General features: G+C 39.7%; 23 protein-coding genes and 1 rRNA gene. 18 read left to right on the top strand and 6 right to left on the bottom strand.

What is annotated here, in order from left to right:
- Positions 1-11: 11 nt before the first annotated feature.
- The 5 genes from ACM44_RS12745 (at position 12) to ACM44_RS12725 (ending at position 4,092) form a co-directional block, all read left to right on the top strand.
- The gene (locus ACM44_RS12745) at positions 12-689 is read left to right on the top strand and encodes a hypothetical protein (protein WP_048500435.1); all 678 of its coding nucleotides are present in this window, start codon (positions 12-14) and stop codon (positions 687-689) included.
- Positions 690-706: 17 nt separating this feature from the next.
- Positions 707-2,023 (top strand): hypothetical protein, encoded by a 1,317-nt coding sequence (locus tag ACM44_RS12740; RefSeq protein ID WP_048500434.1) that lies wholly within the window; start codon positions 707-709, stop codon positions 2,021-2,023.
- Between the two features lie 33 nt (positions 2,024-2,056).
- Positions 2,057-2,650: a hypothetical protein gene (locus ACM44_RS12735; RefSeq protein WP_048500433.1), complete on the top strand. Its 594-nt coding sequence runs from the start codon at positions 2,057-2,059 to the stop codon at positions 2,648-2,650.
- Positions 2,651-2,971: 321 nt separating this feature from the next.
- The gene (locus tag ACM44_RS12730; protein WP_048500432.1) at positions 2,972-3,484 is read left to right on the top strand and encodes a hypothetical protein; all 513 of its coding nucleotides are present in this window, start codon (positions 2,972-2,974) and stop codon (positions 3,482-3,484) included.
- Positions 3,485-3,582: 98 nt separating this feature from the next.
- Positions 3,583-4,092 (top strand): hypothetical protein, encoded by a 510-nt coding sequence (locus tag ACM44_RS12725; protein ID WP_048500431.1) that lies wholly within the window; start codon positions 3,583-3,585, stop codon positions 4,090-4,092.
- A gap of 73 nt (positions 4,093-4,165) precedes the next feature.
- On the opposite strand, the gene ACM44_RS12720 is transcribed toward ACM44_RS12725, so the two are convergent.
- The 5 genes from ACM44_RS12720 to tilS form a co-directional block, all read right to left on the bottom strand.
- On the bottom strand, positions 4,166-6,463 hold the full coding sequence (locus tag ACM44_RS12720) for a M14 family metallopeptidase (RefSeq protein WP_048500430.1): 2,298 nt from the start codon (positions 6,461-6,463) through the stop codon (positions 4,166-4,168).
- 177 nt (positions 6,464-6,640) lie between these two features.
- Complete coding sequence (locus tag ACM44_RS15970; protein ID WP_152669361.1) at positions 6,641-6,799, bottom strand: PLDc N-terminal domain-containing protein; 159 nt, start codon at positions 6,797-6,799, stop codon at positions 6,641-6,643.
- A 111-nt stretch (positions 6,800-6,910) separates the two neighbouring features.
- Positions 6,911-7,441 carry an ExbD/TolR family protein gene (locus ACM44_RS12710; protein WP_407637855.1) on the bottom strand — a complete coding sequence of 177 codons (531 nt, stop codon included), beginning with the start codon at positions 7,439-7,441 and terminating at the stop codon, positions 6,911-6,913.
- Between the two features lie 202 nt (positions 7,442-7,643).
- The gene (locus ACM44_RS12705; protein ID WP_048500427.1) at positions 7,644-9,716 is read right to left on the bottom strand and encodes a protein-disulfide reductase DsbD family protein; all 2,073 of its coding nucleotides are present in this window, start codon (positions 9,714-9,716) and stop codon (positions 7,644-7,646) included.
- A 39-nt stretch (positions 9,717-9,755) separates the two neighbouring features.
- On the bottom strand, positions 9,756-10,688 hold the full coding sequence (gene tilS / locus ACM44_RS12700; protein WP_053215471.1) for a tRNA lysidine(34) synthetase TilS: 933 nt from the start codon (positions 10,686-10,688) through the stop codon (positions 9,756-9,758).
- A 92-nt stretch (positions 10,689-10,780) separates the two neighbouring features.
- Here tilS and ACM44_RS12695 point away from each other — a divergent pair, with 92 nt between their 5' ends.
- The 5 genes from ACM44_RS12695 to ACM44_RS12675 all read left to right on the top strand — a co-directional run bounded on the left by ACM44_RS12695 (position 10,781) and on the right by ACM44_RS12675 (position 15,065).
- On the top strand, positions 10,781-11,617 hold the full coding sequence (locus tag ACM44_RS12695; protein WP_048500426.1) for an OmpA family protein: 837 nt from the start codon (positions 10,781-10,783) through the stop codon (positions 11,615-11,617).
- Positions 11,618-11,747: 130 nt separating this feature from the next.
- Entirely contained in the window at positions 11,748-12,395 is a 648-nt protein-coding gene (locus ACM44_RS12690; protein WP_048500425.1) for an O-methyltransferase, read from the top strand.
- A 130-nt stretch (positions 12,396-12,525) separates the two neighbouring features.
- On the top strand, positions 12,526-13,239 hold the full coding sequence (locus tag ACM44_RS12685) for a C40 family peptidase (RefSeq protein ID WP_048500424.1): 714 nt from the start codon (positions 12,526-12,528) through the stop codon (positions 13,237-13,239).
- Positions 13,240-13,284: 45 nt separating this feature from the next.
- Positions 13,285-13,761: a DUF1648 domain-containing protein gene (locus ACM44_RS12680; protein WP_048500423.1), complete on the top strand. Its 477-nt coding sequence runs from the start codon at positions 13,285-13,287 to the stop codon at positions 13,759-13,761.
- Between the two features lie 53 nt (positions 13,762-13,814).
- Positions 13,815-15,065, top strand: a complete 1,251-nt coding sequence (locus ACM44_RS12675) for a 3-deoxy-D-manno-octulosonic acid transferase (RefSeq protein ID WP_048500422.1) — start codon at positions 13,815-13,817, stop codon at positions 15,063-15,065.
- A gap of 67 nt (positions 15,066-15,132) precedes the next feature.
- Here the strand turns inward: ACM44_RS12675 and ACM44_RS12670 are convergent, their stop codons facing one another.
- Complete coding sequence (locus ACM44_RS12670) at positions 15,133-15,885, bottom strand: glycosyltransferase family 2 protein (protein WP_048500421.1); 753 nt, start codon at positions 15,883-15,885, stop codon at positions 15,133-15,135.
- 130 nt (positions 15,886-16,015) lie between these two features.
- On the opposite strand from ACM44_RS12670, the gene leuS reads away from it, so the two are divergent.
- From leuS to ACM44_RS12625, 8 genes are all read left to right on the top strand, one after another.
- Entirely contained in the window at positions 16,016-18,844 is a 2,829-nt protein-coding gene (gene leuS, locus ACM44_RS12665; protein ID WP_048500420.1) for a leucine--tRNA ligase, read from the top strand.
- Between the two features lie 257 nt (positions 18,845-19,101).
- Positions 19,102-19,968: a MotA/TolQ/ExbB proton channel family protein gene (locus tag ACM44_RS12660; protein WP_048500419.1), complete on the top strand. Its 867-nt coding sequence runs from the start codon at positions 19,102-19,104 to the stop codon at positions 19,966-19,968.
- A gap of 93 nt (positions 19,969-20,061) precedes the next feature.
- On the top strand, positions 20,062-20,670 hold the full coding sequence (locus tag ACM44_RS12655; protein ID WP_048500418.1) for an ExbD/TolR family protein: 609 nt from the start codon (positions 20,062-20,064) through the stop codon (positions 20,668-20,670).
- A gap of 3 nt (positions 20,671-20,673) precedes the next feature.
- A complete protein-coding gene (locus ACM44_RS12650; protein ID WP_048500417.1) occupies positions 20,674-21,243 on the top strand; it encodes an ExbD/TolR family protein in 570 nt (189 codons plus the stop codon).
- Positions 21,244-21,277: 34 nt separating this feature from the next.
- Positions 21,278-22,123, top strand: coding sequence for an energy transducer TonB (locus ACM44_RS12645; RefSeq protein WP_048500416.1), 846 nt, complete (start codon positions 21,278-21,280; stop codon positions 22,121-22,123).
- 262 nt (positions 22,124-22,385) lie between these two features.
- The gene (locus tag ACM44_RS12635) at positions 22,386-23,252 is read left to right on the top strand and encodes a PstS family phosphate ABC transporter substrate-binding protein (protein WP_048500414.1); all 867 of its coding nucleotides are present in this window, start codon (positions 22,386-22,388) and stop codon (positions 23,250-23,252) included.
- A 99-nt stretch (positions 23,253-23,351) separates the two neighbouring features.
- The gene (locus ACM44_RS12630; protein WP_083993731.1) at positions 23,352-25,037 is read left to right on the top strand and encodes a tetratricopeptide repeat protein; all 1,686 of its coding nucleotides are present in this window, start codon (positions 23,352-23,354) and stop codon (positions 25,035-25,037) included.
- A gap of 672 nt (positions 25,038-25,709) precedes the next feature.
- Positions 25,710-25,782: ribosomal RNA gene (locus ACM44_RS12625) — 16S ribosomal RNA — on the top strand; the annotation flags it as partial.

The raw sequence follows: 25,782 nt of genomic DNA, 5'->3' as shown, positions 1-25,782 counted from the left end.
AAACCTTTAATATGACAATTATGCAACGATTAACAATTTTTTTATTAATGCTTTTAAGCTTTAACCTCTGCTATTCGCAAGGGGCGAGCTTAACAAAGGAGGAAACCGTAAATTATATTAATAAAAAGCTGAAAGAGGTCGTCGGGCATTATATGACTTTAAGTGAAAATGGAGATACCGGCTCTCGACTTTGGCATTACCGATTTAATCGCCTTACTATTTCTTCGGATAATAAAGTTAAATACGAAAGGATGCGAAGTAATTACAGCGAAAATCAGGGAACGGTAAAATATGTTTTGGGAAGGCGATATACGGTCTATCCAAAGGATTATTATGAAATTGATCACATTTATAGTTTCTCTCCAGAAAATATCATCAGCATAGAAGAAGCACCTTTAGAAGGCGGTAGGAAAGCAAGCGATCCCGTTAGTAACATGATGATAATATTGTCTGAAAATACTGGTCTTATGGAACGGGGGGTAGGTGCGGTTACTAATCATTTTACAGATGATTATAACGATTATTACACAAATTTTGAACGAAAGTTGACTAATCCTGATCAAAAAACAACGTCTAGGGTTTATATCTCTTATTTAAAAGGGGATGGAAGCAATTTCAATAAAATCAAAAAAGCCTTGGAGTATCTGAAAAGTTTGGTTGCCGCTGAAGATGACCCATTTGGAGATTAATTAAAAAAAAATCATTCATGAAAAATATCGCATTCATAGCTTTTCTTGTTTTGCATGCCGTTTTATCCGCGCAAACCATTGGCATTTCAGAAGTAACAGCTGTGGAAAGCAAAGCTGCTTTATATGAAGGCAATGAAGAGAAAATAAACCAGATCAGAAATAAAATCCCCGAATTGGAAAAACGCTGGAAAGATAATATCGCCAAGTTACGGGACGAATTAGCGGCGCTAAACAAAGAACGCGATAATCTGATTGCCGACATGAAAATTGGTGCGAGATGCAGCCAATGCGGCGGCTGGAAATCGGATTTTGAAAAAAGAGGCGAGAATTTTGAGAAACATTTGGGTGAGGTGAAAGGATACGCAATCCCGGCAACTACTGCAGAAATTGAAACTACGAGAAAATCGTTTTCTGAAAAAACCGCCATCAAAAAAGTGCAGCTGCAAAATCTTGAAAAAGGAGATCCAGCGATCATCAAGCAATACGATGAGATCGAAAAAATTAAGAAAAACAATATCAAATTGTGTGAAGAAATTACCCAACACAGCAAGAATTATGAGAAAAAATTGCTAGAAGATGCCCAATCAAAACATAAGATTTGGTTGGAAGATGTTTTGATCTCCGGTTCAAAAGCACTAATCCAATCCAGCTCCAAAAAAATACTTTTAGCGAAAAAAGGCTGGCTGGAAAAAGAATTTAACGAGAAAAAAGAAACCGAACTTGCCCGGATCAAAGAAAACAATGCTGCCCAAAGAGATCAGAACAAACAAAAAATAGCAGAAAACGAGTTACTCATTGCTCAGCTTGAGGCAGAACAGGAAAAACAAGGCATTCAAACCATAAAAGAACAAAACAGAGCGCTATCTGTGGAAATCACGCAGCTTGTGGCAGATTTAACAAAAAATCAAATACAAAAAACAAAGGAACTGCAAGAAGAATTCAATTTAAAAATCGCCAGTTTAAAAAAACTTGAAGCAGAGTCAGAAATAATGCGAAAACAATTTTCGGATGAATTTGATGCGAAATTAAAGCAGTACAAACAGAAACAAGATGCATTCACCAAAGAAATAACTTCGGAAAACAACCGAATGTTACTCGCTGCAAAAAAAATAAACTGTTCGGTTTGGAATGAAACATCGGGAAAAGTGAATTTAAATTGGAATAAATTAATCCCTTGCGTGAATATGTTTGCATTTCCGGATACTGTTATGATTCAAGAGATTTTGGGAAGTTCTACCTGTACAAATGAGCCTTTCTTCCAAAGTGGAACTTCTGTTTACAAATCTTTTTTTGAGGGTTTGGAGGCAAGGGAACAGAAAGTACTGATAAATTAAGAATAAGCTTTTTCCAATAATAACATCTGAAACATGAATCCCGACCAACGAAATCAACTCCTGGAAAAGAGGGCGCAACTGCAAATCCGTATTCGGTTCAGCGAATTTGTGACACGTAATATTGAGCCTTTTCTGGAGGTTTTGGAGGAGCTTCAAAACTCTGGGATCAAATACAGCGTGGTTTCATTTCGGTGCATCCCGCTGGAGTTCCACGAACTTCTTCAAGCCTATATTCTAAAAGAAAATCTGGCAAAATATAAACTTTCCGATGTTTTGATAACCAATGAAGACAAAGAGGTAGAAACCGTTCTGGAAAAATACCCAAGTGAAAATCCGTTTCGTTACGTTTTGGATGCGCTCGTTGTTGGCTATGGCAATCAACCAGATGAGGTGATGCGGGAACTGATGGAACAGCATCAACTTTCAGAAAAAAAAGTGTTGATTTGCTGGCTAAAATATGCGTTTTTATTGGAAATGGATTTGCAGGATTTTATCCAAAATGTAAATGACGATTTCATGAGCGGTGAGCACGGCGATGCAGTCATATTTCCTCGAAATCACGATTGGCTCATTGCTTATGCTCTGGAAGACGAATGGCGGTTTGCACGAAAGCATAAAATTTTCTGATGTAATTTGGGAGCATCGAAATTATTTTTTTAGAGGACCCAAAAGCGCTTTTTCTGTTTTTATCAATGGAATTAAACCTAATTTTATGCTGCGCCTGAAAAATGTTTTGAAATCGATGGAACAATTTTGGTTTGCAGTTTTATGAATTGGGACGCGTCTTCACAACGAATGATTTTTTTTGTCCATAATTTTCAGCGAATTTGGTTTGGTTTAATAGAAAGTCTATGCATCAAACATGAAGGCCAAAAAGCGGCGAGATGAAATCTTAAAAAAGTAAAATCATTTCAATCAAAAAGGAACTATTATCAAACCATTAAGAAAATGAAAAAACTATTGCTCATCATTCCTTTGCTGCTGTTTTCCTGCGATAAAAAGGAAGCGGTCGGTCAAAATGACGTGAAAGAGGATTCTGTTGTCACCATTCCGGAAAATAATCCTGACACAGTCAATGAAGCCATGGTTCCAATTGAAAAACAGGAACCGAAACCATCAAATACATTCCGTGTGGTGGAAGGAGATAAAATCATCAAAACCATCAACGGAGAGATGATTCCACTTAAAATCCAGGACGAATTTACCAAAGATAATCAACAGTATGTGCTGAAAATCAAGAACTTTAGCAATAAAAGAATCGAGGGAAAAATTGAGCCGGAAAGTTCTGAAATGAATATCCGTTTCAACCAGATCAAACTGGCAAACGGTGATTTGGACGGACCTTTCGGGCGGGATATTTCTTATGATATTCAAAAAACTGGTGAAATCTGGCTGATTATCGGGAAAAGCAATATGGCTTCAGGAGATGCGAAAGGGAAGTTTTCGGTCAGTATCAAGTAGCTTTTTGCCGGGCAACTTTTTTGGGACCGTTAATTTTTTGTTAAAACCCGTTCTTGGTACAATTTCTGAATAAAAGGTTTCAATTAATATCAACCACTATGAAAAATTTATTTTTATCAGCAGTAGCAGCAACTGCTACTTTAGCAAGCTGTTCCACCGTTTCATCGATTCTGCAGAACACTTTTCCATATAATGCGACCATTTTGGTGACCGCTGGATCACCTGCAAACACCACATTGTCAAATGTTTCAGTAGCGCAAAGTATTAACCAGCTTACAGGAGCCGGTGCAAATGTGAGAGACATCCGGGTTTCCAATGCGACCATTTCAGTGGGATCCAATGCAAGTATGGGAATTTTCAAATCGGTGAAAGTATATCTGTCCAATAATGGCAGCAATGAGGTTTTGGTTGCTTCCAGAGAAGATATTCCGGATAATGTGGGAACTTCACTTTCTTTGGATTTGAATACTTCCACCACTTTTGACCATATCATGAAATCCGGTGCGGTTCAGGAAAGGCTGGTTTATGTTTTGAAACAGTCGCCAACATCTGACATTTCTGTGAAAACCTCCATCGGTTTCAGCAGTGTTCCCAATACGAATCCATAAACCGGAATCGCCATCAATATTAAAAAACCCACTGCAGATGCTACAGTGGGTTTCTTTTTTAAAGAGGGATTCGTTATTTTTTAATCATTAATTTTTCCCTTAAAACTGAGGAACCGCCATCGAGTTCAACGACATAGATTCCGTTTGCGAGTCGAGTTACGTCAATAGTTGCTGTGCTTTTTCCTGTTTGAAGCAGCTGTCCGTCCATTGAGAAGATTTTGTAGCTTTTGAATTTTTCAAAATCCTTTACAAACAATCGGTCAGAAGTCGGATTCGGATAAATTTTGGCACTTTCAATTGGTGTACTTGAAGTCGCTAAACTTGCGTTTAAAATTGTTCTCACATAAAGGTCGTCAAAGTAAAACCCGTCGGCAGTTGTTGATGCATCAGTTTTTAATCTGAATCTGAGGTAAATTTGTTGGCCAATGTAATTTGATAGGTCAATCTGTTCCTTTACCCAAGTGGTTTGAACGCCATCATAAATCGGTTGCCCTGAAATCTGATTGGTAGTCCCCGGACTTGTATATTTTCCGCAAAGTTGTTGCCAGGTTGTACCATTGGTCGAAATTTCCAATGCCACATAGTCATATCCTTTTTCAATGTTCCATCTTGCTTTGAATTCTAACTGTGCCGCAACAGCGGTGGTCAAATTAATTGCACTGGTTGTTCTGATGTTAGTATCCGTATTATTGGAATAGTTTCCTGCTGGTGAATCTGTGATCGAAGTGGGCGAGGAAACATATTGGGAAGTGGTGATATCCCATTTTCCTGTTTTGGTCCACTGCGTGATGGAGTTTGCTGGTTCGGAGAATTTATTGACCACGGTTCCATAATATTTGGTCACATAATCGGTTTGTACATAATTTCCGTTGTCCACTTCCACTTTGAAAGTCACTGCTTCGCCATTGGCTATAGTTGGATTGAGGTTAAGCGAGATTGAACCTTCAGCAGTTTGCCCGATGGTCATGCCGGAATGGGTGTTCGGAGTTCCCACACTGCTGATGTTTGCCGAAACCGGCGTGATTTTCACCACAAAATCTTGATTGTCAACGAATCCGAGCCTTTTTAATGAGTAATTAAACTGCGCATTTTGAGAGCTGATGAAAAAATCCGAAGTGTCATTTAAAACAGCATAATTATGCAGAAATCTTAATGCAGAGAGATTGGTATATACCATTCCTGCACAGGTACTTTTGATTTGTCCGGAAGCTTCATAGAAATTACTTCCGATTTCTGCTGTAAATGCAAAGACCTTTGGTTTTGTAGAAGTATCTGCGTACATCCAGTCATCCGAATCTCCAGAAGCTGGATAGAGCGCTGCAGAAATCTGATTCTGATAACCGCTGTGTCGAACCATCTCGGCAGAGGTCATTTGATACGCGAAATCGTCTGGTGTCAGCATATTGGTAGCATAGCTAAAAGGATACAGCAAAAGCTTCCCACTGGTATGTGCATTGATGGCGACTCCAAAGTTTTTCTGTTCACACAGCCACTTTATCGCCTGATTTTCTGGTTCGGAAAAAGCAGACGGACCGCAGTAGGTGTCATTATTTTGATTCGTGCTGGTTCCCGTGGTTCCCCATTGGTAGCCATAATTTCGGTTGTTGTCAACCCCATAACCGGAACGGCGGTTTTTACGCCACATTCCGCCGCCATTGGGATTGGTGGTAGAGTTGTAAGCGAATCCGTCTGGATTGACCACCGGTACAAAATAGATTTCGGTATTGTCAACCAAAGATTTGATTTCGGGATTTGTAGCGTAGTTTTCCAGCAGATACCACATATAATAAATCAGCTGCTGTGATGATCCGGGTTCGCGTGCGTGGTGCAGTGCAGTGTACAAGATTCTTTTCTTGTTTTGCTCTGTTTGCGGATTGTCTGAAATTTTCACATAATAAATCGGACGGTTTTCAAAAGTGGTATAAGTAGAAATTGCCGCCTTAGATGAAATCAGATTTGGGTACAGTGTTTTCATGAGGTCCAGTTCAGACATCACCTCGTTGTAGTTCAAATAACCACCCATGCTTCCTGCTTTGTAATTCACAGGATCTGTAAATGCAAATCCAGGGCAGGAACTGGTGATGTTTTTCGCATCAAATTCTTTTTCCAGTCGGTCGTAATATTCCCGGAGATTGGGCTCCAGAATTTCGATTTTCAGTCCGGCGTTGCGAATTTCGTCGGCAAGGACTTTAGGAATTTCACATTCAAAGAAAACACCTTTTTTGAATGTTCTGGGTTCAGTCTGGGATAATTTTATAGCCTGGCTGAGTTCGGCCTGGCTATTGTAATAAACACGGACTTTTTGATAATCCTTTTGGCCAAAGACAAGTAAACATGTCAAAAGGAAAAGAACTGATAGAAGTTTTTTCATAGTTTAATTGATTGAAGATTCGCAAATGTAATTAAAAGAAGAGTAAAGAAATGATAATTCCGGGATATTTTTTTTAGAATTAGAAAATCGACCGATTTGCCCCAAACTAAAATCTATTCCGGTCATTCAGAATTGCTAAATAACTTTGTGAAAGATAATCAATGAAACGAATGGTTTCTAAACCTTTTTCCTGATTGGTGCGAGCAGCAAATAAAAAATCCATGCAAACCATGAAACGAACAGAACCGCTAAGAGCCAGGCTACCTTTTCGCTGCCCGAAGTCTTCTGCGAAAAAAGAATACTGAATATCGGAAGCAACCAAATAAAAGCAATCATCCCAAGAAGTAGTAATACCCCAATTGCTGAAGAAATATCCATGACAAAATGTTTTCGATAGCTAAAGATAAAACATTGTAGGAAATTTTGCAATATGATTTTGTATCCTATTTAGGGTTCAATCGCTCCCATGTAAATACCTTTTTCAATGGGTTTTATATCAGAAATTCCATACCGCTCATTCTGCGTAATTGCCATATTATCCAGCATGTCCACGAAGTTTTTATAGCTGGAATCGTCTGTTGGTTTGATGATGACGGTGAAAATATCAGGTTTTGGGGCGGTTTTCTTCGCATGGGCAATGATTTTTGCAATTTGGTTCCCCTCGAAAGTTGTTTCCCTTAAAACATTCTTAATCAAGTCTTTTGATTCGGCTTGGTAATAGAAAATTCGGTTATCTTTCCCGATGAGGAAAGTAATCTGATTGCGGAAGTCAATCACTGTGTTTGTCGGAGTGGGACTTTTCGCGGGTAAACCTAGGTCCATCACATTTGGTTTTGAGAAATGGGTTGCAAGCATAAAAAAGGTAATCAGCAGAAATCCCAAATCCACCATGGGAGTCATATCGATGTGTATGGCTTTTTTGTTGGTCATCGGTTTTTTTCCGGTATTCGTCTGTTTTTGGGCAAGATTTTCCATAATGGTATTTTTAATAATTGAACAAGATTGGAAAATTATTTAAAAGCTGATAAGTAATTTTAATTTTGACATCAATATTTATACCTTAATTTTAAAAATCTTGACAATTCAACAATTTATTTAAATGTGGAACATAAGAAATCCCGAAAGTTCACAACAATCGGGATTCTATATGACTTGCTGTTTAATATTCAGCGTTAATTAATCACGGCTTATTTTTAAAAAATTCAATCCCGCATTTCAGGAAGTTTTTGAAATCCTCTTTCGGCATGTAACCGGAAACGGGATGGTTGATGACTTTTCCGTCTGGCGTCATCAAAACGTAATGCGGTTGGGAATTGTTATTGAAATTGATTTGCTGGAAAAGCGACCATTTATCTCCAATGGTTTTCACTTTTTTCTTTTGTCCATTTCCCATGTCCACAGAAGTTTGCTCATGTATTGGAAGCTCCTCTTTATCGTCCACATAAAGCGATGCCAGAACCACGTCGTTTTGAAGCATTGGTAAGATGTCGGGTTCGCTCCAGACAAATTCCTCCATTTTACGGCAGTTTTCGCAACCGAAACCGGTGAAGTCTATGAGTAAAGGTTTATTTTCTTTTTTGGCAACTTCAATCGCTTTGAAATAGTCATGTTCAGGATGCATACCCAAAATGCCGTCTTTTTCGTCGTGAAGATAGCTCACATTGATCGGAGGAAGAATTCCGCTCAAATGCTGGAGTTTCGGTCTTTCGCCGGGAAAAAGTCCCTGGATTAAATAAACGGTAAACGCAATTCCCAAAACTCCGAAAAGTTTCCTGGCCCATGAAATTTTCGGTTTTTTGTCATCATGCGGAAATCTGATTTTACCAAATAGGTAAAGAACCAAACCAATGGTGATCACGATCCACAGTGCGATGAAAAGTTCACGTTTCAGGAAAAATGTCTTCGAAACCAAATCTGCTTTCGATAGAAATTTCAAAGCCAATCCCAGTTCGATGAATCCCAAAACCACTTTCACGGTATTCATCCAGCCACCAGATTTTGGCAGACTTTGCAGCGCTTGCGGAAACAATGCCAGAAGTCCGAAAATAATTGCCCAACTCAATCCGAATCCGGCCAAAGCATAAGTTAAAAGCAAGGGTACATTTGCCGAACCGGTCACCGCGCTTCCCAGCAAACTTCCCAAAATTGGACCCGTACAGGAAAACGAAACGATGACTAAAGTCAATGCCATAAAGAAGATTCCGATCAATCCGCCTGCCTCTTCGGCTTTTGAAGATTTATTGGCAATGGAACTCGGCAAAGTAATGTCGTAATATCCGAAAAAGCTTCCCGCAAAAAATAAGAAGATCAGAAAGAAGGTGACATTCAGCCAAACCGAGGTGGAAATTTCATTGAAAATATTTCCTGCAATTCCGTCCACAATATGGAATGGCACGGAAAGCAACACGAAAATCAAAAGGATGAAGAATCCATAAATCATTGCATCCCGTCTTCCTTTTGCCTTGTTTTTGGAACCTTTGGTAAAAAACGAAACCGTGAGTGGAATCATCGGGAACACGCATGGAGTGAGCAATGCGATCAGTCCACCGAAAAATCCAAGCAGCAGATAAGTCCAGAAATTTTCGCTGTTTTTCTGTTTGGTCACGCCGCAATCTGTCAGCGGATTTTCATGTTCGATGGAAGCAACTTTTAAACCTTTTTGTTCGGATGGAGCTGGAGAAACTGCTTTCGCGGCAACGGTTTCCGCTGGTTCCGTCACGTTTGCCGAATCCAGACCAGCGTTAGTTTCGGGTGCGGCTTCATCATTGGTTATTACAGTAGTTCCGGCAGCACTTGGTGCCACTTTTTGTTCAAACTCCAAAGTGTTCGGCGCCAGACAAACCCGGTCATCACAGGTTTGGTAGGTGATTTCTGCTACAACATTTGCCGGTTTGGAATTATTTTTAAGTTTAAATTTTTGCTTAAACTGAACCAGATCAGAATAATAGACGATTTGCGCCCCGAAAGCTTCAGAGAACTCGTCATGTTTTTTTCCCACTTCCACCACTTTCCCGATGAGCTGGATTCCGTCTTTGGAGGTCACTTTCATTTCCGTCGGGATTCCGGAATCGGGTGGCAAATCTTTGGAATAAATGTGCCAGTTTTTGTCGATGGTTGCCGTTAAAACAGCTTCGTATTCATTATTGGGAAGGGAATTGATGTTGTATTTGAATTTTACCGGATCCTTAATCTGTGCCGAAATTCCCTGAAAAAGGAAGGCCAGAATTAGGATTAAATAATTTCTGAATTTCATTTCTAACTTTATTAAGCCTCCAAAATTAGGCATTATGATTTACTTTATCTTTCTTTTCACGCACAAAATTTCCTCCCGCAAAATGTGGAGTTCATGCGTTTTGCTTCTGAAAAGCTTCCCGTTTTCGCCGGAAATCACCTTTTCGATTTCATCTCCTGAAAAGCCGAATCTTCTGATGATTTCTTTGATGATGAAAGCAGGTTTGGAAAGCATTTCTTTTCGGTTTAAAGTGGTTTCCTCACCATTATTTTTAAGGACAATTTCCTGCAGGGCTTTTTCAATTTCATTTTGAATAAAATCATTGGCTTCGCTTAAATAATGGATGGAATCCCGAAAGCCATTCAAAAAATTCGGTGAGATATCCTGGATTTGCGGAATGACCTGGTTTCGGAAACCATTTCTTAAATAGTCGTTTTTTTGGTTGGATAAATCCTCCCGGAACTCAATTCCATTTTTTTCGGCAAAAGCATAAATTTCTGCTTTGGAAAAATGAAGCAGCGGACGCATGATTTTATTTTCGTTAGAAGGAATTCCGCTCAATCCCTTTATTCCGGAACCGCGTGAAAGGTTGATCAGGAAGGTTTCCAGCTCGTCATTCAAATGATGCGCAGTCACCAAAAATTCCAGGTTTCGATCTTTTTGGATTTTCCTGAAAAAATCATAGCGCAGATTTCTTGCCCATAGCTGAATCGAGTTTTCAGGTTTTTGGTCTTTTTCGGAAACCCGGTAAAGATGGAACTCGATGTTGTGCTTCAAGCAATAATTTTCCACCAACTTTTGGTCCAGATCAGAATCCTCATTTCTGAGTCGGTAATTGATATGTGCAACTTCGAACTTCAAACCCAATCTGTTAAACAAATGCAAAAGGACCATGGAATCTGCTCCGCCGCTTACCGCCAACAAAAAACTTTGTTCCTGAAAATCAGGCAAAAGTTGAAACGGTATTGTGGCAAACAATTTGCTGGTAAGCATTTTTAAGGATTATTTAACGATATTGGTGCAAAGATAATTCTTCCGTTTAAAATGAATTCTCTATTTTTGACTAAACAAATTGAAACAGTACTATGAATTTAGGAAAAATTTTTGCCGTCGGCGTGATGGCGGTTACGATGACTTCTTGTGTGAGCAAGAAGCAGTATGACGCTCTGAATTTGAATTATAACCAGTGTATTACCAATATTGGTGAAAGACAGCGAGAAATTCAGGATTTGAAGGCTACCAACGCAGGTTTGACCAGTGAAAATACTTTGTTGAAAGACCAAAACAGCGCATTAAAATCTTCTCTTGACGCTTGTTTGGCGAATACCGGGAAAGGTTCCGCAAATATTGACAAGCTGATTGGCGAGATCAATGCTTCCAATAAATACATCAAGCAGCTGATTTCAACCAATGCGAAAAACGACAGTCTGAATTTGGCACTTTCCAACAAATTGAAGAGATCTCTGGACAATGTTGCCGATCAGGATGTTCAGGTGAAAGTTTTGAAGGGAGTGGTGATGATTTCACTTTCCGACAAAATGCTTTACAAAACTGGCGATTACAACGTGCTTCCGCAAGCTGCAGAAGTTTTGGGTAAAGTGGCGAAAGTGATCAACGACTACGATACTTATTCCGTGTTGATCGAAGGTAACACAGATAATGTTCCTTTGAATTCTGCAAACCTGCCTAAAGACAACTGGGATCTTTCTGCTTTGAGGGCGACTTCCATGGCGAAAATCCTGCAAAACCAATTCGGGGTGAATCCAAACAGAATCACTGCGGGCGGAAGAAGCGAATATAATCCAAAAACTACGAACGCTTCCGTTTCCGGAAGAGCCGAAAACAGAAGAACCGAGATCATCATCATGCCGAAACTCGATGAGTTCATGAAATTGATGGATATAGCTCCGGTGAAGAATTAATTGGCTTATAGCTTTTAGCTTCATTAAACCTCATTAAACCTCATTAAACCTCATAGGTTTTCAAAACCTATGAGGTTTTTTTATTTTTTTATTTTGAAAACAGTAATTTTGGATACCAAACATTTTTAAAATGAGTTTTTTCGAAGAAAACAGTCCGGAAATGGACCGTTATTTAGAAACCCACGCTTCGGCGGAACCGGAAATGTTGAAGCGGTTGCGAAAGGAAACTTTCCAGAAAACTACCCAACCGCACATGATTTCCGGTTATCAGCAAGGCAGGCTGCTTTCCATAATTTCTAAAATGCTTCAGCCAAAAAACATTTTGGAAGTGGGCACTTTCACCGGTTATGCCACACTTTGTATGGCGGAAGGCTTGGCAAAAGACGGGAAAATCACTACTTTGGATGTGAATGAGGAATTGGCCTATCTCCCGAAAAGGTATTTTGCGGAAAGTGAATTTTCGAGCCAAATTGATTTCCGGATTCAGAATGCATTAGAATATTTAAAGAAAACCGACGAGATTTTCGACTTGGTTTTTATCGATGCGGACAAAGAAAATTATGTAGAATATTTTAAGCTCATCAAGCCTCATTTGAAATCGGGCTCAGTTGTTTTGTTTGATAATGTGCTTTGGTACGGGAAAGTTTTGGAGGAGAACCCGAAACAGCAATCCACCAAAAGCATCAAAGAGCTCAATGATTTGGTGGCGAAAGATGAAGATTTTGAAAATCTTATTTTACCTTTGCGAGATGGAGTGAATATGCTGCGAAGGAGGTAGGTGAATTGCTGCGCGTGAATTTTCCTTCGGAAGTGAATTTTCTTCGCAGTTAGTTTTAAGACTTGAAAATTGAAATCTACCGTTTGGCAGATCGTCCTGAAACTTCAAACAAAATCAAATCATCTGAACGATGCCAAATAAATATATCTGTTCCGTTTCCATCGCGCCAATTCGGGCGGAAAACAGCCACCAGTCGGAAATGACTTCCCAACTTTTGTATGGCGAAAGTTGTGAAATCTTGGAGATTGACGGAAGCTTTTCCAAAATCCGGATAGATTTTGATGGTTACGAAGGCTGGATAGATTCCAAGCAGATTGCAAAGATCTCGGAAGATGATTTTGCAGATCGGAAAACAGAAACCCTGAAAAAAAATTTTGAGACCTTTGAATTAAAGGAGGGAAAAACCCTGCTTTCCATCGGAAGCGAAATCAATGCGGAAATCGGGACATTTGAAAATCCCAATCCAGGAAACATCGCCGAAACTGCGAAAAAGTTTTTAAATGTTCCCTATTTGTGGAGCGGGCGAAGTTTTTTCGGGATCGATTGCAGCGGATTTACCCAATTGGTCTATAAAGTGCACGGAAAAGCATTGCCGAGAGATGCCTATCAACAAGCTGAATTGGGACAGGTTTTGGATTTCATCGAAGAAGCAGAACCTGGAGATTTGGCGTTTTTTGAAAACCAGGATGGAGTGATTTCGCATGTGGGAATCATGCTGGACGACCAGAAAATTATTCATGCTTATGGAAAAGTACGGATTGACTCACTGGATTCCGCAGGGATTTACAATGCCGATTTGAAGAAGCATACGCATAAGTTGCGGTTTTTGAAAAGGATTTTTTAAGCGCTCACAATTACACGGATTTTCAATCGGAAAAAGTAAAATTTTATGCTCAAAAACATTTCATTTTCTCTAAAAATCATTGCCTTTTTCCTTTTGGTTTTCATTTGGGTTTACACCTGGATTACTTATGCAAAGCTGCCGGAAACGGTTCCCGTCCATTTTGGAATCGGTGGAAAAGCGGACGGATTTGGTCCAAAAAGCATGAATTGGCTTTTGGTCGGAATTTCAACTTTAATGTATGTTTTCGTGTTTTATCTGTCACGGAATCCCCAATCGATATTTCTCAACCTGCCCAACAGCATTAAGGAAAACCGAGAGCTTACCGGAATTATTGTGGATGTTCTGAATGCTTTGGCGATGGTGATTTTTGCCGTCATCACTTATGAAAGTGTTCAGGTTTCATTACATAAAATGGATGGATTGAGCCCTATTTCGGATTATGTTTTAGGTTTGGTCGCTTTATTTGTAGTGGGAATATTGATATATTCGCAGCTGCTTTCGAAGAAAAAAAGCATAGATTAATTTGGCGTTTTTCCGCATCTACACATTATCGCATTAAATCATCATCACATCAAGTGCAATTCCTATACAACATATTCATCTCCCTTTTGATTTCCGCCATGAAAATCGGCGCGGTCTTTAATTATAAATTGAAGAAAGGTTTGGCGGGAAGGAGGCAGAGCTGCAAAATCGTAAATGAAAAATTCTCGCGGAAAGATAAGGTGATCTGGATGCACGCCGCAAGTTTGGGAGAATATGAACAGGGTCTCCCGGTTTTGGAAAAATTGAAGGTGAAATTTCCCGAACATAAGATTTTGATTACCTTTTTTTCGCCTTCCGGATATGATAACGTGATCAAGAAAGACCATATTGCTGATGCGGTTTGCTACCTTCCGTTTGATTTGAAGGTGTGGATTGTGGATTTCATGTCGAATTTCAATACCGATATCTTTATCACCATCAAATATGAATTTTGGTACAATCTTTTGGGCGAATTGAAAAAACGGGGCGCCAAAATTTATGTGGTTTCTGCACTTTTCAGGGAGACGCAAGTTTTCTTTAAGGCTTATGGAAGTTGGTTTGTGAAACAGCTGGACCAAAATGTGGACTGGATTTTCCATCAGACGAAACATTCTTCGGCATTGGCGAAAGAAATTGGTTTGAAAAAATCTTCCACAGCGGGCGATACTCGTTTTGATCGGGTAAAGCAACTGCGGGAGCGCGATAATTTTGTGGAGTATATTGACGATTTTAAACAGTCCAAGAAAACCATCGTTTTCGGAAGTTCGTGGGAATCGGAAGAAAGACTCGCTGAGCTGGTTGCCAGTAGAAACCGGGATGTGAAATTGATTATTGCGCCGCACGATTTGAAACGCGTGGATCATCTGAAGAAGATTTTTCCAGATGCGATCCTGTATTCGCAGATCACAAATTCTTCAAGTGTGGCGATTTTGAATGCACAGGTTTTGATTATTGACTGTATTGGCTTGCTTTCCAAACTTTATTCCTACGGCGATATTGCGGTTGTTGGAGGCGGTTTTCACACGAAAGGGCTTCACAATGTTCTGGAAGCAGCCACATTTGGAATCCCGGTTTTCTTTGGCGACCAGTATGAAAAAAATCCAGAAGCAGACGAGCTCATTGCACAAAATGGTGGCAAATCCTTTGAAGACGAGTTTTTTGCCGCACCTTATATTCTGCAAGTCTTAAACGATGAAACCCTGATGAAAAAAATGGGAGAACATGCTGAAAGATTCATCATTTCCCAACCGAATGCAACAGATTACGTGGTGCAGAAAATCCTTGCTGACAAAGGGGTCTTGTAAAAAGTCCTGTATTTGGGCAAATTCATCGAATGCCTAAATCTCCATGGTGGAAATTGCAGATCGCGTTTTAATTGAAAATCTTAGAATACTTCATAAACCCGTTGATTGCCCAGTTTGCGGTGTAGTACATGGATTTTAAAGTAGAGAATTTCATATAATCTCTGTAAACCAGATATTGTTCTTTCATTATATGACTTTTCTTGTGGGAAATGCTCGATGGATGCATCCTGTATTTCGCCATAGTTTTCGGAAGCGGTTTTCCGACAGGGATTTTTTTCAGCAAATTCAGCCACATCACATGGTCTTCCCGTTTATTCCCCTCCGGAAAAAATTCTTTACCAACTCTTTGGGAATCATACATGGAACTTAACAAAGACAATCTGCAAGTCTTCAGCAGATTATGGAAAGTCACTTCTTTGTTGGCGATAAAATCTCCGATTTTAGGTTTCAGATGTTCATCACATCTTGCATAATTAGAGTAGGCAAGCTCCGCGTTTTGGTTCTTCATGAAAGCTACCATTTCTTCCAAGAAGTTGGGTTCCCAGAAATCGTCAGCATCCAGGAAGGTGATGTATCTTCCGTTTGCTTTCGCTAAAGACAAATTGCGTGCATGACCGGCGCCGCCGTTTTTTTCGGTGATGCTTAGAATGATTCTGGGGTCATTGATTTTTCTAATGATTTCTACCGAATTATCGCTGGATTGATCATCTGTAATAAGCCATTCCCAATCGGTGAAAGTCTGGTTCAGCACCGATCGAATGGTTTCTTCAAGAAATCTGGAAGAGTTATAACATGGAGTGATAATGGAAACTTCGGCCATCGAAAGTGTTTCTGCAAATATACTCATTCAGCGTTTGAAATCATCCGGTGATAAATTGAAAGATTTTCTCATTCCAAAACCTTAAATTTGCGACTACTAAAATTATTCATTATAAATTAATTCGAAGAGAATGTTTTACGACCATCAAGCGATAGAGAAAAAGTGGCAGAAATATTGGGGAGACCATCAAACCTATAAAACTGAAAACGACACCACCAAACCAAAATTCTATGTTTTGGACATGTTTCCATATCCTTCCGGTGCGGGATTGCACGTGGGACATCCGCTCGGATACATTGCGTCAGATATTTACGCCAGGTTCAAAAGGCATCAGGGTTTCAATGTGTTGCATCCAGTGGGTTACGATTCCTTCGGACTTCCGGCGGAGCAGTACGCCATACAGACTGGTCAGCATCCCGCGATCACTACCCAGGAAAACATTACGAGATATGAGGAGCAATTGAGAAAGATTGGTTTTTCTTTCGATTGGAACCGGGAGGTAAGAACTTCTGATCCTTCCTATTATAAATGGACGCAGTGGATTTTTATCCAGCTTTTCCACTCTTGGTATAATAAAGCCACTGACAAAGCAGAATCAATCGATACCTTGATCCAATATTTTGAACAAAATGGAACTGCCGGTTTATCGGCTGTCCAAAATGATGCGCTCAATTTCTCGGCTGAAGAATGGAAGAATGCTTCAGAACTGGACAAGCAGGATATTCTGTTGAATTACAGATTGGCGTATCGAGCTGAAACTACCGTGAATTGGTGTCCCGCATTGGGAACAGTCTTAGCGAATGACGAGGTGAAAGATGGAAAATCTGAACGTGGTGGATTCCCGGTTTTCCAAAAGAAAATGATGCAGTGGAGCATGAGAATTACCGCATATTCCGAAAGGTTGTTGCAGGGTTTGGATAAAATTGATTGGCCGCAACCGCTGAAAGATTCCCAGGAATATTGGATCGGGAAATCGCAGGGAGCGTCAGTAAAATTTGAGGTTCCGGCTACAGCGCATCGGGAAGAGCAGGAAGTTGTTGAGGTTTTCACCACGCGTCCCGACACCATCTTTGGAGCCACCTTCATGGTTCTAGCCCCGGAAAATCCTTTGGTTGAAAAAATCACAACTCCTTCGCAAAAAACTGAAGTTGACCAATATATTGAGGAAACATCCAAAAAGACCGAACGCGATCGGATGGCGGATGTGAAAAATGTTTCCGGCGCATTTACAGGGAGTTTTGCTACTAATCCGTTTACAGAAAAGCAAATTCCAATTTATATTTCGGATTATGTTTTGATGGGATACGGAACTGGAGCTGTAATGGCAGTTCCGGCACATGACGAACGTGACCACCGTTTTGCAAAGAAATTTGGATTGGACATTGTGAATGTCATTAAAAATGATATCGACATTCAGGAAGCATCTTACGATTCGAAAGATTCGGTCTGTGTCAATTCGGAATTTTTGAATGGACTGGATTACGAGACCGCCAAAACAAAAATCATTGGCGAGATTGAAAACCGCGGAATTGGTCACGGAACCACGAATTACAGGCAGCGAGATGCTATTTTCTCTCGCCAAAGATATTGGGGAGAACCGGTTCCTGTATATTATAAGGATGGAATGCCATATACTTTGCCGGTTTCCGCACTACCGCTGGAATTGCCGGAAGTTGAAAAGTATCTGCCAACCGAGGACGGCGATCCGCCATTGGGAAATGCAAAAAATTTCGCTTGGGATGAAAACAATCAAAAAGTGGTTTCCACGAAATTGATCGATCATATTTCAGTTTTCCCGATGGAACTCTCCACAATGCCGGGTTGGGCAGGAAGTTCTTGGTATTTCTTAAGGTACATGGATCCGAAAAACGATGAGGTATTTGCCGACAAAAACCTCACTGATTATTGGGGACAGGTGGATTTGTATATCGGTGGAAGCGAACACGCAACCGGTCACTTGCTCTATTCCCGTTTCTGGAATATGTTTTTGAAGGACAGAGGGTATATTAATCATGATGAGCCTTTCAAGAAACTGATCAATCAAGGAATGATTTTAGGGATGAGCGCTTTTGTCTTCAGAATTGAGGGGACCAATAGATTTGTCTCCAAAAATTTGGCGACTGAGTACCGGACTCAGAAAATCCATATAGATATTTCTTTACTAAATGGAGCTTCGGATGAACTCGATATTGAAAAATTCAAGAACTGGAGGCCTGAATTTAATGACGCTGAATTCATTCTTGAACATGGGAAATACCTCACCGAAAGGGAAGTCGAGAAAATGTCCAAATCCAAGTATAATGTCGTTAATCCTGATGATATCTGTGAAGAATACGGTGCAGATTGTCTTCGGTTGTATGAAATGTTTCTAGGTCCATTGGAACAAAGCAAACCATGGAATACGCAAGGTTTGAGCGGGGTTTACGGGTTTTTGAAAAAATTCTACAATCTGTATTTTGATGGGGACACGTTCAATGTTTCAGAGGAGGAACCTACGAAAGAGGAATTGCGGGTGTTGCATAGCCTAATTAAAAAGGTGATTTCAGACATAGAAAACTTTTCTTTCAACACTTCGGTGGCACAGTTCATGATTGCGGCAAATGAGTTTCAAAAACTGAAAACCAACAAAAGAAAGATCTTGGAACCTTTTGCAATTTTGGTTTCCACTTACGCGCCACATATCGCGGAGGAACTTTGGGAAAAGCTCGGCTACTCCACTTCAATCGAGTTCGAGCCATTCCCTGTTTTTGATGAGAAATATTTGGAGCAGGACGCCATTCAATATCCGGTAAGTTTTAATGGAAAGATGAGGTTCAAACTTGAATTATCGGCAGATTTGTCCACTAAGGAAATCGAGGAAATTGCGATGAAAGATGAGCGAACTATCAGTCATTTGGCGGGAAATTCGGCAAAAAAAATCATAATCGTTCCAAAAAAAATCATTAATATTGTCCACTGAAAAAAAATATTTTAAAAACAAATGTAAATCTGTCGTAAAAAAAAGGGGGTATTTCTTTTGAATTTTTAAGACTATTTTTAAAATCGGCTATTATTATCAAATTTGAATTTATTTATTAATAATAATGCAATGTTAAGGTTTCTTAACGACAAAAAAAATGATTTTGTTAAGGTGTAAATACTTGCATTATTGAATATTTTGACTTTATTTTACACCTTGAAAATTTTAAAAAATAACAATTATAATTTAGTTTTAGTATGGAAATGAATGTTTCAAACAACGAGGAGCAAGTAGTTGCTAAAAAGATGGGTGGGTTAAATCCTGTTCTTATAATTCCGATTCTTATCCTTATCGGGATTGCTATTTATTTATTTGTTTTGGGAAGTCCAGGTAATTTTAAGGCAGATCCGAGACTGAGCGGTTTATCATCAGTATCATTCTCTGATGTGGAAGCCAAAGAGCTTCATCCGGATGGATTCCTAGGAATTATCTACATGGGAGGGCCGATCGTACCGATCCTGATTTCTTTCATGATTATTGTAATCGTTTTCGCAATTGAGCGTTTCTTCGTTCTTAGAAAAGCTTCTGGCGCTGGAAATCTTGATAACTTCGTGTCAAAAGTTAGAACGCTTCTTAACCAAAACAGAATCGATGAGGCTTTGGAAGAGTGTGATGCTCAGCAGGGTTCAGTAGGTAATGTGGTAAAAGAAGGGTTAACCACTTATAAGGCATTGGCACACGATACCTCTTTGAACAAGGAGCAGAAAATGGTTTCACTTAACAAGTCAATTGAGGAAGCTACAACGCTTGAAATGCCAATGTTGGAGAAAAACATGATGATTCTTTCAACTCTTGGTACAGTTGCAACCCTTGTTGCACTTCTTGGTACGGTAATCGGGATGATCAAGGCGTTCCACGCTTTGGGTTCAGGTGGTGGTACCCCAGACTCTGCAGCGCTTTCAATCGGTATCTCTGAAGCACTTGTAAATACTGCTTTGGGTATTGGTACTTCTGCGGTTGCGATTATTATCTATAACTTCTTTACTTCTAAAATTGACGGACTGACGTTTAAGATCGACGAGATCGCAATGTCAATTCAGCAATCATTTGCAGAGTTCCACTAAGGAGTTTTTGCAAGTATTCGGAAGGTTTAACTTTTCTAATAAAAAAACCTCCAATAAAAAAAATTAGAAGTTCAATTAATTAACAGATAAATAATGGCGAGAGTCAAACCAAAAAGACATAATATTAGGGTGGATATGACCGCTATGACGGACGTTTCCTTCCTACTCCTTACGTTCTTTATCCTCACGGCTCAGTTTGCAAAACCTGACGTCGAGACAATCAAAACGCCATCTTCAATTTCTGAAAAACTGCTTCCTGATGCGAGTTTGATGACCATTCTCAGCACCACCGACGGAAGATTCTATTTTACACCAGTGGAAAATGCAAGTGAAAGGATGGCATTGCTGGATAAAATGGGTCAGAAATATGGCATGACATTTACCGACAAAGAAAAGGTTGCATTCGCAAACGTACAGTCGATTGGTGTCCCAATGAACCAAATGAAAGGTTTCCTTGATTTAAGCGATGAAGATAGAAAGGCATATAAGAGCAAAACAGGCATCCCAATGGACAGCACTAACAGACAGCTTATTGACTGGGTGCAGCAGAGTCTAGCGGTAAATCCTGATTACAAGCTGGCAATAAAAGGAGATGTAGAGACTAAATATCCGAAAGTGAAATCACTTTTTGAAGGTTTAAGAGATATTGATTTCCTGAAATTCTGGTTAATAACAAGTCAGGAAGTATCCCCAAATAATTAAGAAATGGCAGAAGTACAAGTAAAAGACAACAGCGGGAAAGGCGGTAAGGTACGCTCGAAAAAGCAGGTGCCACACGTGGATTTGACCCCAATGGTGGATTTGGCGTTCCTTTTGATCACCTTCTTCATGTTGGTAACTACCTTCAATAAACCGAATGTAATGGATCTGGGACTTCCGGCTAAACCAAAACCGGATGCTCCTAAACCTGAACCAACAGAAATAGACTTAACGAATTCCATTTCTATTATTATAGGAAAAGATAACAGAATTTTCTATCACCAGTTGGATAGAGCAGGACTTACTGCTGAAAACCTTAAGGAAACAACTTTTGACAGAGAAGGGATTACAAAAGTAATCGAGCAGGCAAAAGCCAATGCGAAAGATAAAGACAAATTTACTGTCATTATTAAACCAACGGATGATGCCGTATATAAAAACTTTGTAGATATTCTAGATGAAATGGCAATAACCAAGAACGAGATTTACGGGATTACCGATATCAAGCCATGGGAAGAGGCCATTTACAAACAGAAAGTGGGAGAGACTGCTGCAGTAAGCCCGCCAACTAAATAAGAATATTTACTCTTAATTTTTTAAAGTAAGAAAAATGGCAGAAGATAATAATTACAATAGTACTCCAACACTGGATGAAATTGTATTTGAGCATAGAAATAAGGAGTATGGTGCCTATGATCTCAGATCTAACTATAGGAAAATGCTCACGAAAGCATTTATTCTCGGAACTGTGGTATTTTGTATTGCTGCAATCACACCATTTGTGATTATGAAGATCAAGCAGATGAATGCAAAGGAAACTACAGAGGTAAATGCTAATTTGATCGATATCCTTCCAGATAAAGAACAGATCATTGAGCAGCCAAAAGATGAACCGCCACCACCACCGCCACCACCGAAAGAAGAACCAAAACAGGAGATTATCCAAAACGTGGTTCCGGAACCGGTGAAAGCGCCAAAAGTGGAAACACCACCACCGCCAATTTCGAAACAGTTGGAAACCACTACAGGTTTGGTGAATCAGGAAGGAGTGAAGACACCAAGCTACACACCGCCGCCACCACCTCCATCTACAGGTAATGCGACACAAACAGTAGAAGTGAAACCTCCGGTTTCCGAAACGCAGATTTATACCGATGTAGAACAGCAAGCAGAATTCCCAGGAGGACTCAATGCTTTCAGAGGTAAAATCATGAGCGGTTTTGATACTGAGGGTCTTGCAGACAGTGGTGGAGGAGAAATTAAATCTTCAGTAGTGTTCGTAGTAGAAAGAGATGGTAGTATCAGTGATGTGAAAGCTACAGGATCTAACTCAGCGATGAATGCTGAAGCGGTAAGAACGGTGAAGTCCATTAAAACAAAATGGACACCTGCTAAAATCAACGGGCAAAATGTTCGTTCATATTACAGATTACCGCTTACTATGCGTATTGAATAATTTTTAATAGTAGTAAATTGCATAAAGAGAAGCATCTGCTTCTCTTTTTTTACATTTTTTAATATATTTGTTTTCATAATGTTTAATTGGTTATCATTACTTGCGGGAATCCTTTATATCGTTTTAGGCGTTTTCGTGATAGTCAAAAGCTGGTTTTTCGGACAGCTTGAAGCACCCATTGCTTACGGTTTAGGCGGTTTATTATTGCTTTATGGATCCTTTCGAATAATCAGGGCTATTTACCGAATAAAAAGTAGAGGCGATGAAAGCTAGTCTGTTATTAACCGCTCTGTTCCTTTTTTTTGCCGGTTGCCAGAAATCTGAAATCAAAACACCTTCCTATAACGAAGGTGAGTTGACCATTGTCACAGATGAATCTTTTAAAAGTGTCACAGAGGCTTTGGCAGAGGGATATATGATAAGTTATCCAGAAACCAAATTAAAAGTTGTTACCCAAAAAGAAGATTTGGCATTTTTGGATTTGCTAAATGGTAAGGCGAAAATCATCGTCATGTCGCGCGATCTTTCCGAAAAAGAAAAAGAAGCCTTCAAAAATAAAATTGATCTGGAACTTTTGCCGGCAAGATTTGCGGTGGACGCGGTGGTATTTATCGTTCCGAAAAGTTCCAAAATCGAGAAACTCTCAATGGACCAAATCAACCAGGGTCTAGAATCAGATGAAAAGCCTTTTATTTTTGATGGAACCAATAGTAGTAACCTGAATTTTATTGCCCAGAAACTGGGGAAATCACCAAGTGACCTAAAGTTCAATATCATCAGCGGAAATGAAAACGTTGCGAAGCAGTTATCCAGGCATCCAGATAAAATTGGGGTGATCAGCTTAAACACGATTTCCCGTCCTTATGGAAAAGATGCCACGTCGCTTCGCTCTATGATCAGAATACTGCCGGTTGAGGACAAAGGACAACTTTATGAACCCAATATTGAAAATCTGCGCGAGATGAAATATCCATTTTCACGGGTACTTTATTTCTTGACCAGTGAAGCAAACTTTAACCTGGCAAACGGATTTATCAGATATTCCTGTACTCAGCTTGGACAAATGATTGTGCAGAAAGAAGGTCTGCAGAAATACAATCTCTACCAGCGTGAAGTTCAGATGCGCTAATATTTTCTTAAAACTTTTCTTTAAATTTGCGATTCTTAATTTTTTGGTACAAAAATTGGGTTATAGTAAAGCGTGTTTTAAAAATTTCAACAAATTAAAATGAAAGATATAATGAATCTAACTAAAAAAATTACTCTCGGAGTTGCGGCAAGCTTCTTATCAGGCTTTGTCTTTGCTCAAACTTTGCAGGAGGGGATTGCGAATGCGGATAGTCACAAGTATGCAGCAGCAAGACAGGTTTTCACTGATATGGTGGCGAAATCTGCAACTGCTGAAAATTATTTTTATTTAGGCAACTCGTACTTAACTCAGTTTGAGCCAAACTTTGACAAAGCAACTGAAGAATTCAACAAAGGTTTGGCCATAGATAAAAAAAGCTACTTGAACCGAATTGGATTAGCTTCCGTGAGGCTAGGGAAAGGTGACAAGTCCGCCATAACCGAAATCCAGAATATTGTAAAGGATTCCAGAGAGAAAGATGCAGAAGTACTGTTCCGAGCGGCAGAAGCATTAACGCTTTTTGGTGGATCTGCAAATGCGGACCTTGCAATTGATCTTTTGAACAAAGCAGTAGAGAAATCCGCAAAAAATGGTACACCGGCAAACTATTATTACGTTTTGGGCGATGCTTACAGATTGAAAGTCACCAATAGTCCACAAGTAGCGGGTGCAGCGATGACTGCTTATGAAAAAGCACTTCCAACAGCGAAGAACAAAGCATCAGTATATACCAGAATTGGCACATTGTGGATGCAGGCGCAGCAGTGGCAAAAAGCAAAAGAAAGCATAGATCGTGCAATCGCGACCGACCCCACTTTTGCTCCTGCTTATAAAGCAAAAGCCGGATATGATATCAAATATCAACAAAACGCGTTGGCAACCCAAGATTTGATCAATTACGCAAAATATGCGGATGAAGATCCAGATACTCAGTTGGAAATTTCAAAATTGTTCTTCACCAACGAGGATTATCAGAATTCAAAACTATACTTGGATAAGGTGTTCGATAAAGTTGACGATTTAATTAAATACAAATTGAGAGCTTACCTGCTTTTCGCAGATGGTGATTATGCCGGTGCGAAATCCAACCTGGACTTATTCGTATCAAAAGCAGACCCCTCCAGGGTTTTGCCGGCTGACCAAGGCCTTGAAGGATTAATTGCCGCAGGTTTGGCCCAAAAAGAAACAGACCCTGCCAAGAAGGCCGCGTTACAAGCGGAATCGCAGCAAAAAATAGCGATTGCTAAAGCTGCGAAGGATGAAACCATGAAGTGGGATGAGGAACTGATGAAAATTAAGGGAGGAGGAAGCATCACCCAGGCAGTCGTTGATGCAGGTCCAACAAGCCCACAAATTGAATCCTTGAAAAAGGCAGTTCTGGCAAATCCTCAAGATACCAATTCACTGTATATGTTGGCCAAAGCATACGAGGATGTGAAAAACTGGAATGGAGCGATTTTATCATGGCAAAAAATGAGTGGCCTGCTTCCGGATTGGTCTCCGGCATATTACAGTCAAGGTTTAGCTTATCAGCACGCCGGCCAAAGTGAGCTTGCTGTAGCCGCCTACGAAAAATATATTTCGAGTTATGATAAATACATAGCTACTGTAAAACCTGAGGAATTAGAGCCAAACAAGCTCACCTTGTCCTACGCCTATTTTGCAGTTGCCCTCCTGGTAAAAGACAATGATTTACCGAAAGCAAAGGATTATCTTACAAAATCGCTTCAGCTGAATCCAAATTATCAGGATGCAATCAACCTAAATAAGCAGCTAAATAAATAAAAGTTTATTTAATAATTCTCCAATCCCGGCCTTTTAATGGCTGGGATTTTTTTATTTTGTTTAAATAGCACCCATAATTGAGATCGTTATCGGGAATATATCTTGAGGTTATCGATTTTTTTTTGATCATGCTCAGGATAGTGCTGCGATTAAAGATTTTCTGAATAATATGTGCACAAGGAATGGGCGATTATTGATGAATTTGGAATGACGGTGTGTGAAGTCCAGTTTACAACCAGCTTTCTTATTTATTGGAATTGATTTTTTTGGATTTAAAAATCAGCTAGTTAGTTCGTAATTGCCGCTTTTACACAAATTTTTTCTATCTTTTATTTTGTGTTTTCCAAAAAGTTTATATCTTTGCAGTCCCTAATCGAGAGAACATGGGGAGCGCAGAAGAGATATGACATACGAGGGCAGACGGATTTAATGGTTTAAGAAATTTTTCAAGCTGAAACAAAGACAGTTAGACGATATTTCAAAAATTTTTAAAAAAAAGTTTGGCCGGATGGAAAAAAGTTTCTACTTTTGCAACCGCAAATCGGAACAAGGGGCGTCTTTCCCCGGTCCTTTTTAGCGGAGAGAACAAAGTTCATTGACATCACAAATAACAACCAAAAAAGTAAGGAAAAACTAGAGCGTCAATTTTTTTTGAGCGAGTCAGACAAACATACAATGGAGAGTTTGATCCTGGCTCAGGATGAACGCTAGCGGGAGGCCTAACACATGCAAGCCGAGCGGTATG

The sequence above is a fragment of the Chryseobacterium koreense CCUG 49689 genome, from assembly GCF_001045435.1.
Taxonomy (GTDB): domain Bacteria; phylum Bacteroidota; class Bacteroidia; order Flavobacteriales; family Weeksellaceae; genus Kaistella; species Kaistella koreensis.
Note: the sequence above shows the minus strand (reverse complement) of the source record. Positions and strands in the feature narration are given on the sequence as shown.

What these genes read in the sequence shown, in the direction of transcription:
- ACM44_RS12745 (WP_048500435.1), top strand. Translation starts at nt 12, where the DNA reads ATGACAATTATGCAACGATTAACAATTTTTTTATTAATGCTTTTAAGC.
- ACM44_RS12740 (WP_048500434.1), top strand. Translation starts at nt 707, where the DNA reads ATGAAAAATATCGCATTCATAGCTTTTCTTGTTTTGCATGCCGTTTTA.
- ACM44_RS12735 (WP_048500433.1), top strand. Translation starts at nt 2,057, where the DNA reads ATGAATCCCGACCAACGAAATCAACTCCTGGAAAAGAGGGCGCAACTG.
- ACM44_RS12730 (WP_048500432.1), top strand. Translation starts at nt 2,972, where the DNA reads ATGAAAAAACTATTGCTCATCATTCCTTTGCTGCTGTTTTCCTGCGAT.
- ACM44_RS12725 (WP_048500431.1), top strand. Translation starts at nt 3,583, where the DNA reads ATGAAAAATTTATTTTTATCAGCAGTAGCAGCAACTGCTACTTTAGCA.
- ACM44_RS12720 (WP_048500430.1), bottom strand. Translation starts at nt 6,463, where the DNA reads ATGAAAAAACTTCTATCAGTTCTTTTCCTTTTGACATGTTTACTTGTC.
- ACM44_RS15970 (WP_152669361.1), bottom strand. Translation starts at nt 6,799, where the DNA reads ATGATTGCTTTTATTTGGTTGCTTCCGATATTCAGTATTCTTTTTTCG.
- ACM44_RS12705 (WP_048500427.1), bottom strand. Translation starts at nt 9,716, where the DNA reads ATGAAATTCAGAAATTATTTAATCCTAATTCTGGCCTTCCTTTTTCAG.
- tilS (WP_053215471.1), bottom strand. Translation starts at nt 10,688, where the DNA reads ATGCTTACCAGCAAATTGTTTGCCACAATACCGTTTCAACTTTTGCCT.
- ACM44_RS12695 (WP_048500426.1), top strand. Translation starts at nt 10,781, where the DNA reads ATGAATTTAGGAAAAATTTTTGCCGTCGGCGTGATGGCGGTTACGATG.
- ACM44_RS12690 (WP_048500425.1), top strand. Translation starts at nt 11,748, where the DNA reads ATGAGTTTTTTCGAAGAAAACAGTCCGGAAATGGACCGTTATTTAGAA.
- ACM44_RS12685 (WP_048500424.1), top strand. Translation starts at nt 12,526, where the DNA reads ATGCCAAATAAATATATCTGTTCCGTTTCCATCGCGCCAATTCGGGCG.
- ACM44_RS12680 (WP_048500423.1), top strand. Translation starts at nt 13,285, where the DNA reads ATGCTCAAAAACATTTCATTTTCTCTAAAAATCATTGCCTTTTTCCTT.
- ACM44_RS12670 (WP_048500421.1), bottom strand. Translation starts at nt 15,885, where the DNA reads ATGGCCGAAGTTTCCATTATCACTCCATGTTATAACTCTTCCAGATTT.
- leuS (WP_048500420.1), top strand. Translation starts at nt 16,016, where the DNA reads ATGTTTTACGACCATCAAGCGATAGAGAAAAAGTGGCAGAAATATTGG.
- ACM44_RS12660 (WP_048500419.1), top strand. Translation starts at nt 19,102, where the DNA reads ATGGAAATGAATGTTTCAAACAACGAGGAGCAAGTAGTTGCTAAAAAG.
- ACM44_RS12655 (WP_048500418.1), top strand. Translation starts at nt 20,062, where the DNA reads ATGGCGAGAGTCAAACCAAAAAGACATAATATTAGGGTGGATATGACC.
- ACM44_RS12650 (WP_048500417.1), top strand. Translation starts at nt 20,674, where the DNA reads ATGGCAGAAGTACAAGTAAAAGACAACAGCGGGAAAGGCGGTAAGGTA.
- ACM44_RS12645 (WP_048500416.1), top strand. Translation starts at nt 21,278, where the DNA reads ATGGCAGAAGATAATAATTACAATAGTACTCCAACACTGGATGAAATT.
- ACM44_RS12635 (WP_048500414.1), top strand. Translation starts at nt 22,386, where the DNA reads ATGAAAGCTAGTCTGTTATTAACCGCTCTGTTCCTTTTTTTTGCCGGT.
- ACM44_RS12630 (WP_083993731.1), top strand. Translation starts at nt 23,352, where the DNA reads ATGAAAGATATAATGAATCTAACTAAAAAAATTACTCTCGGAGTTGCG.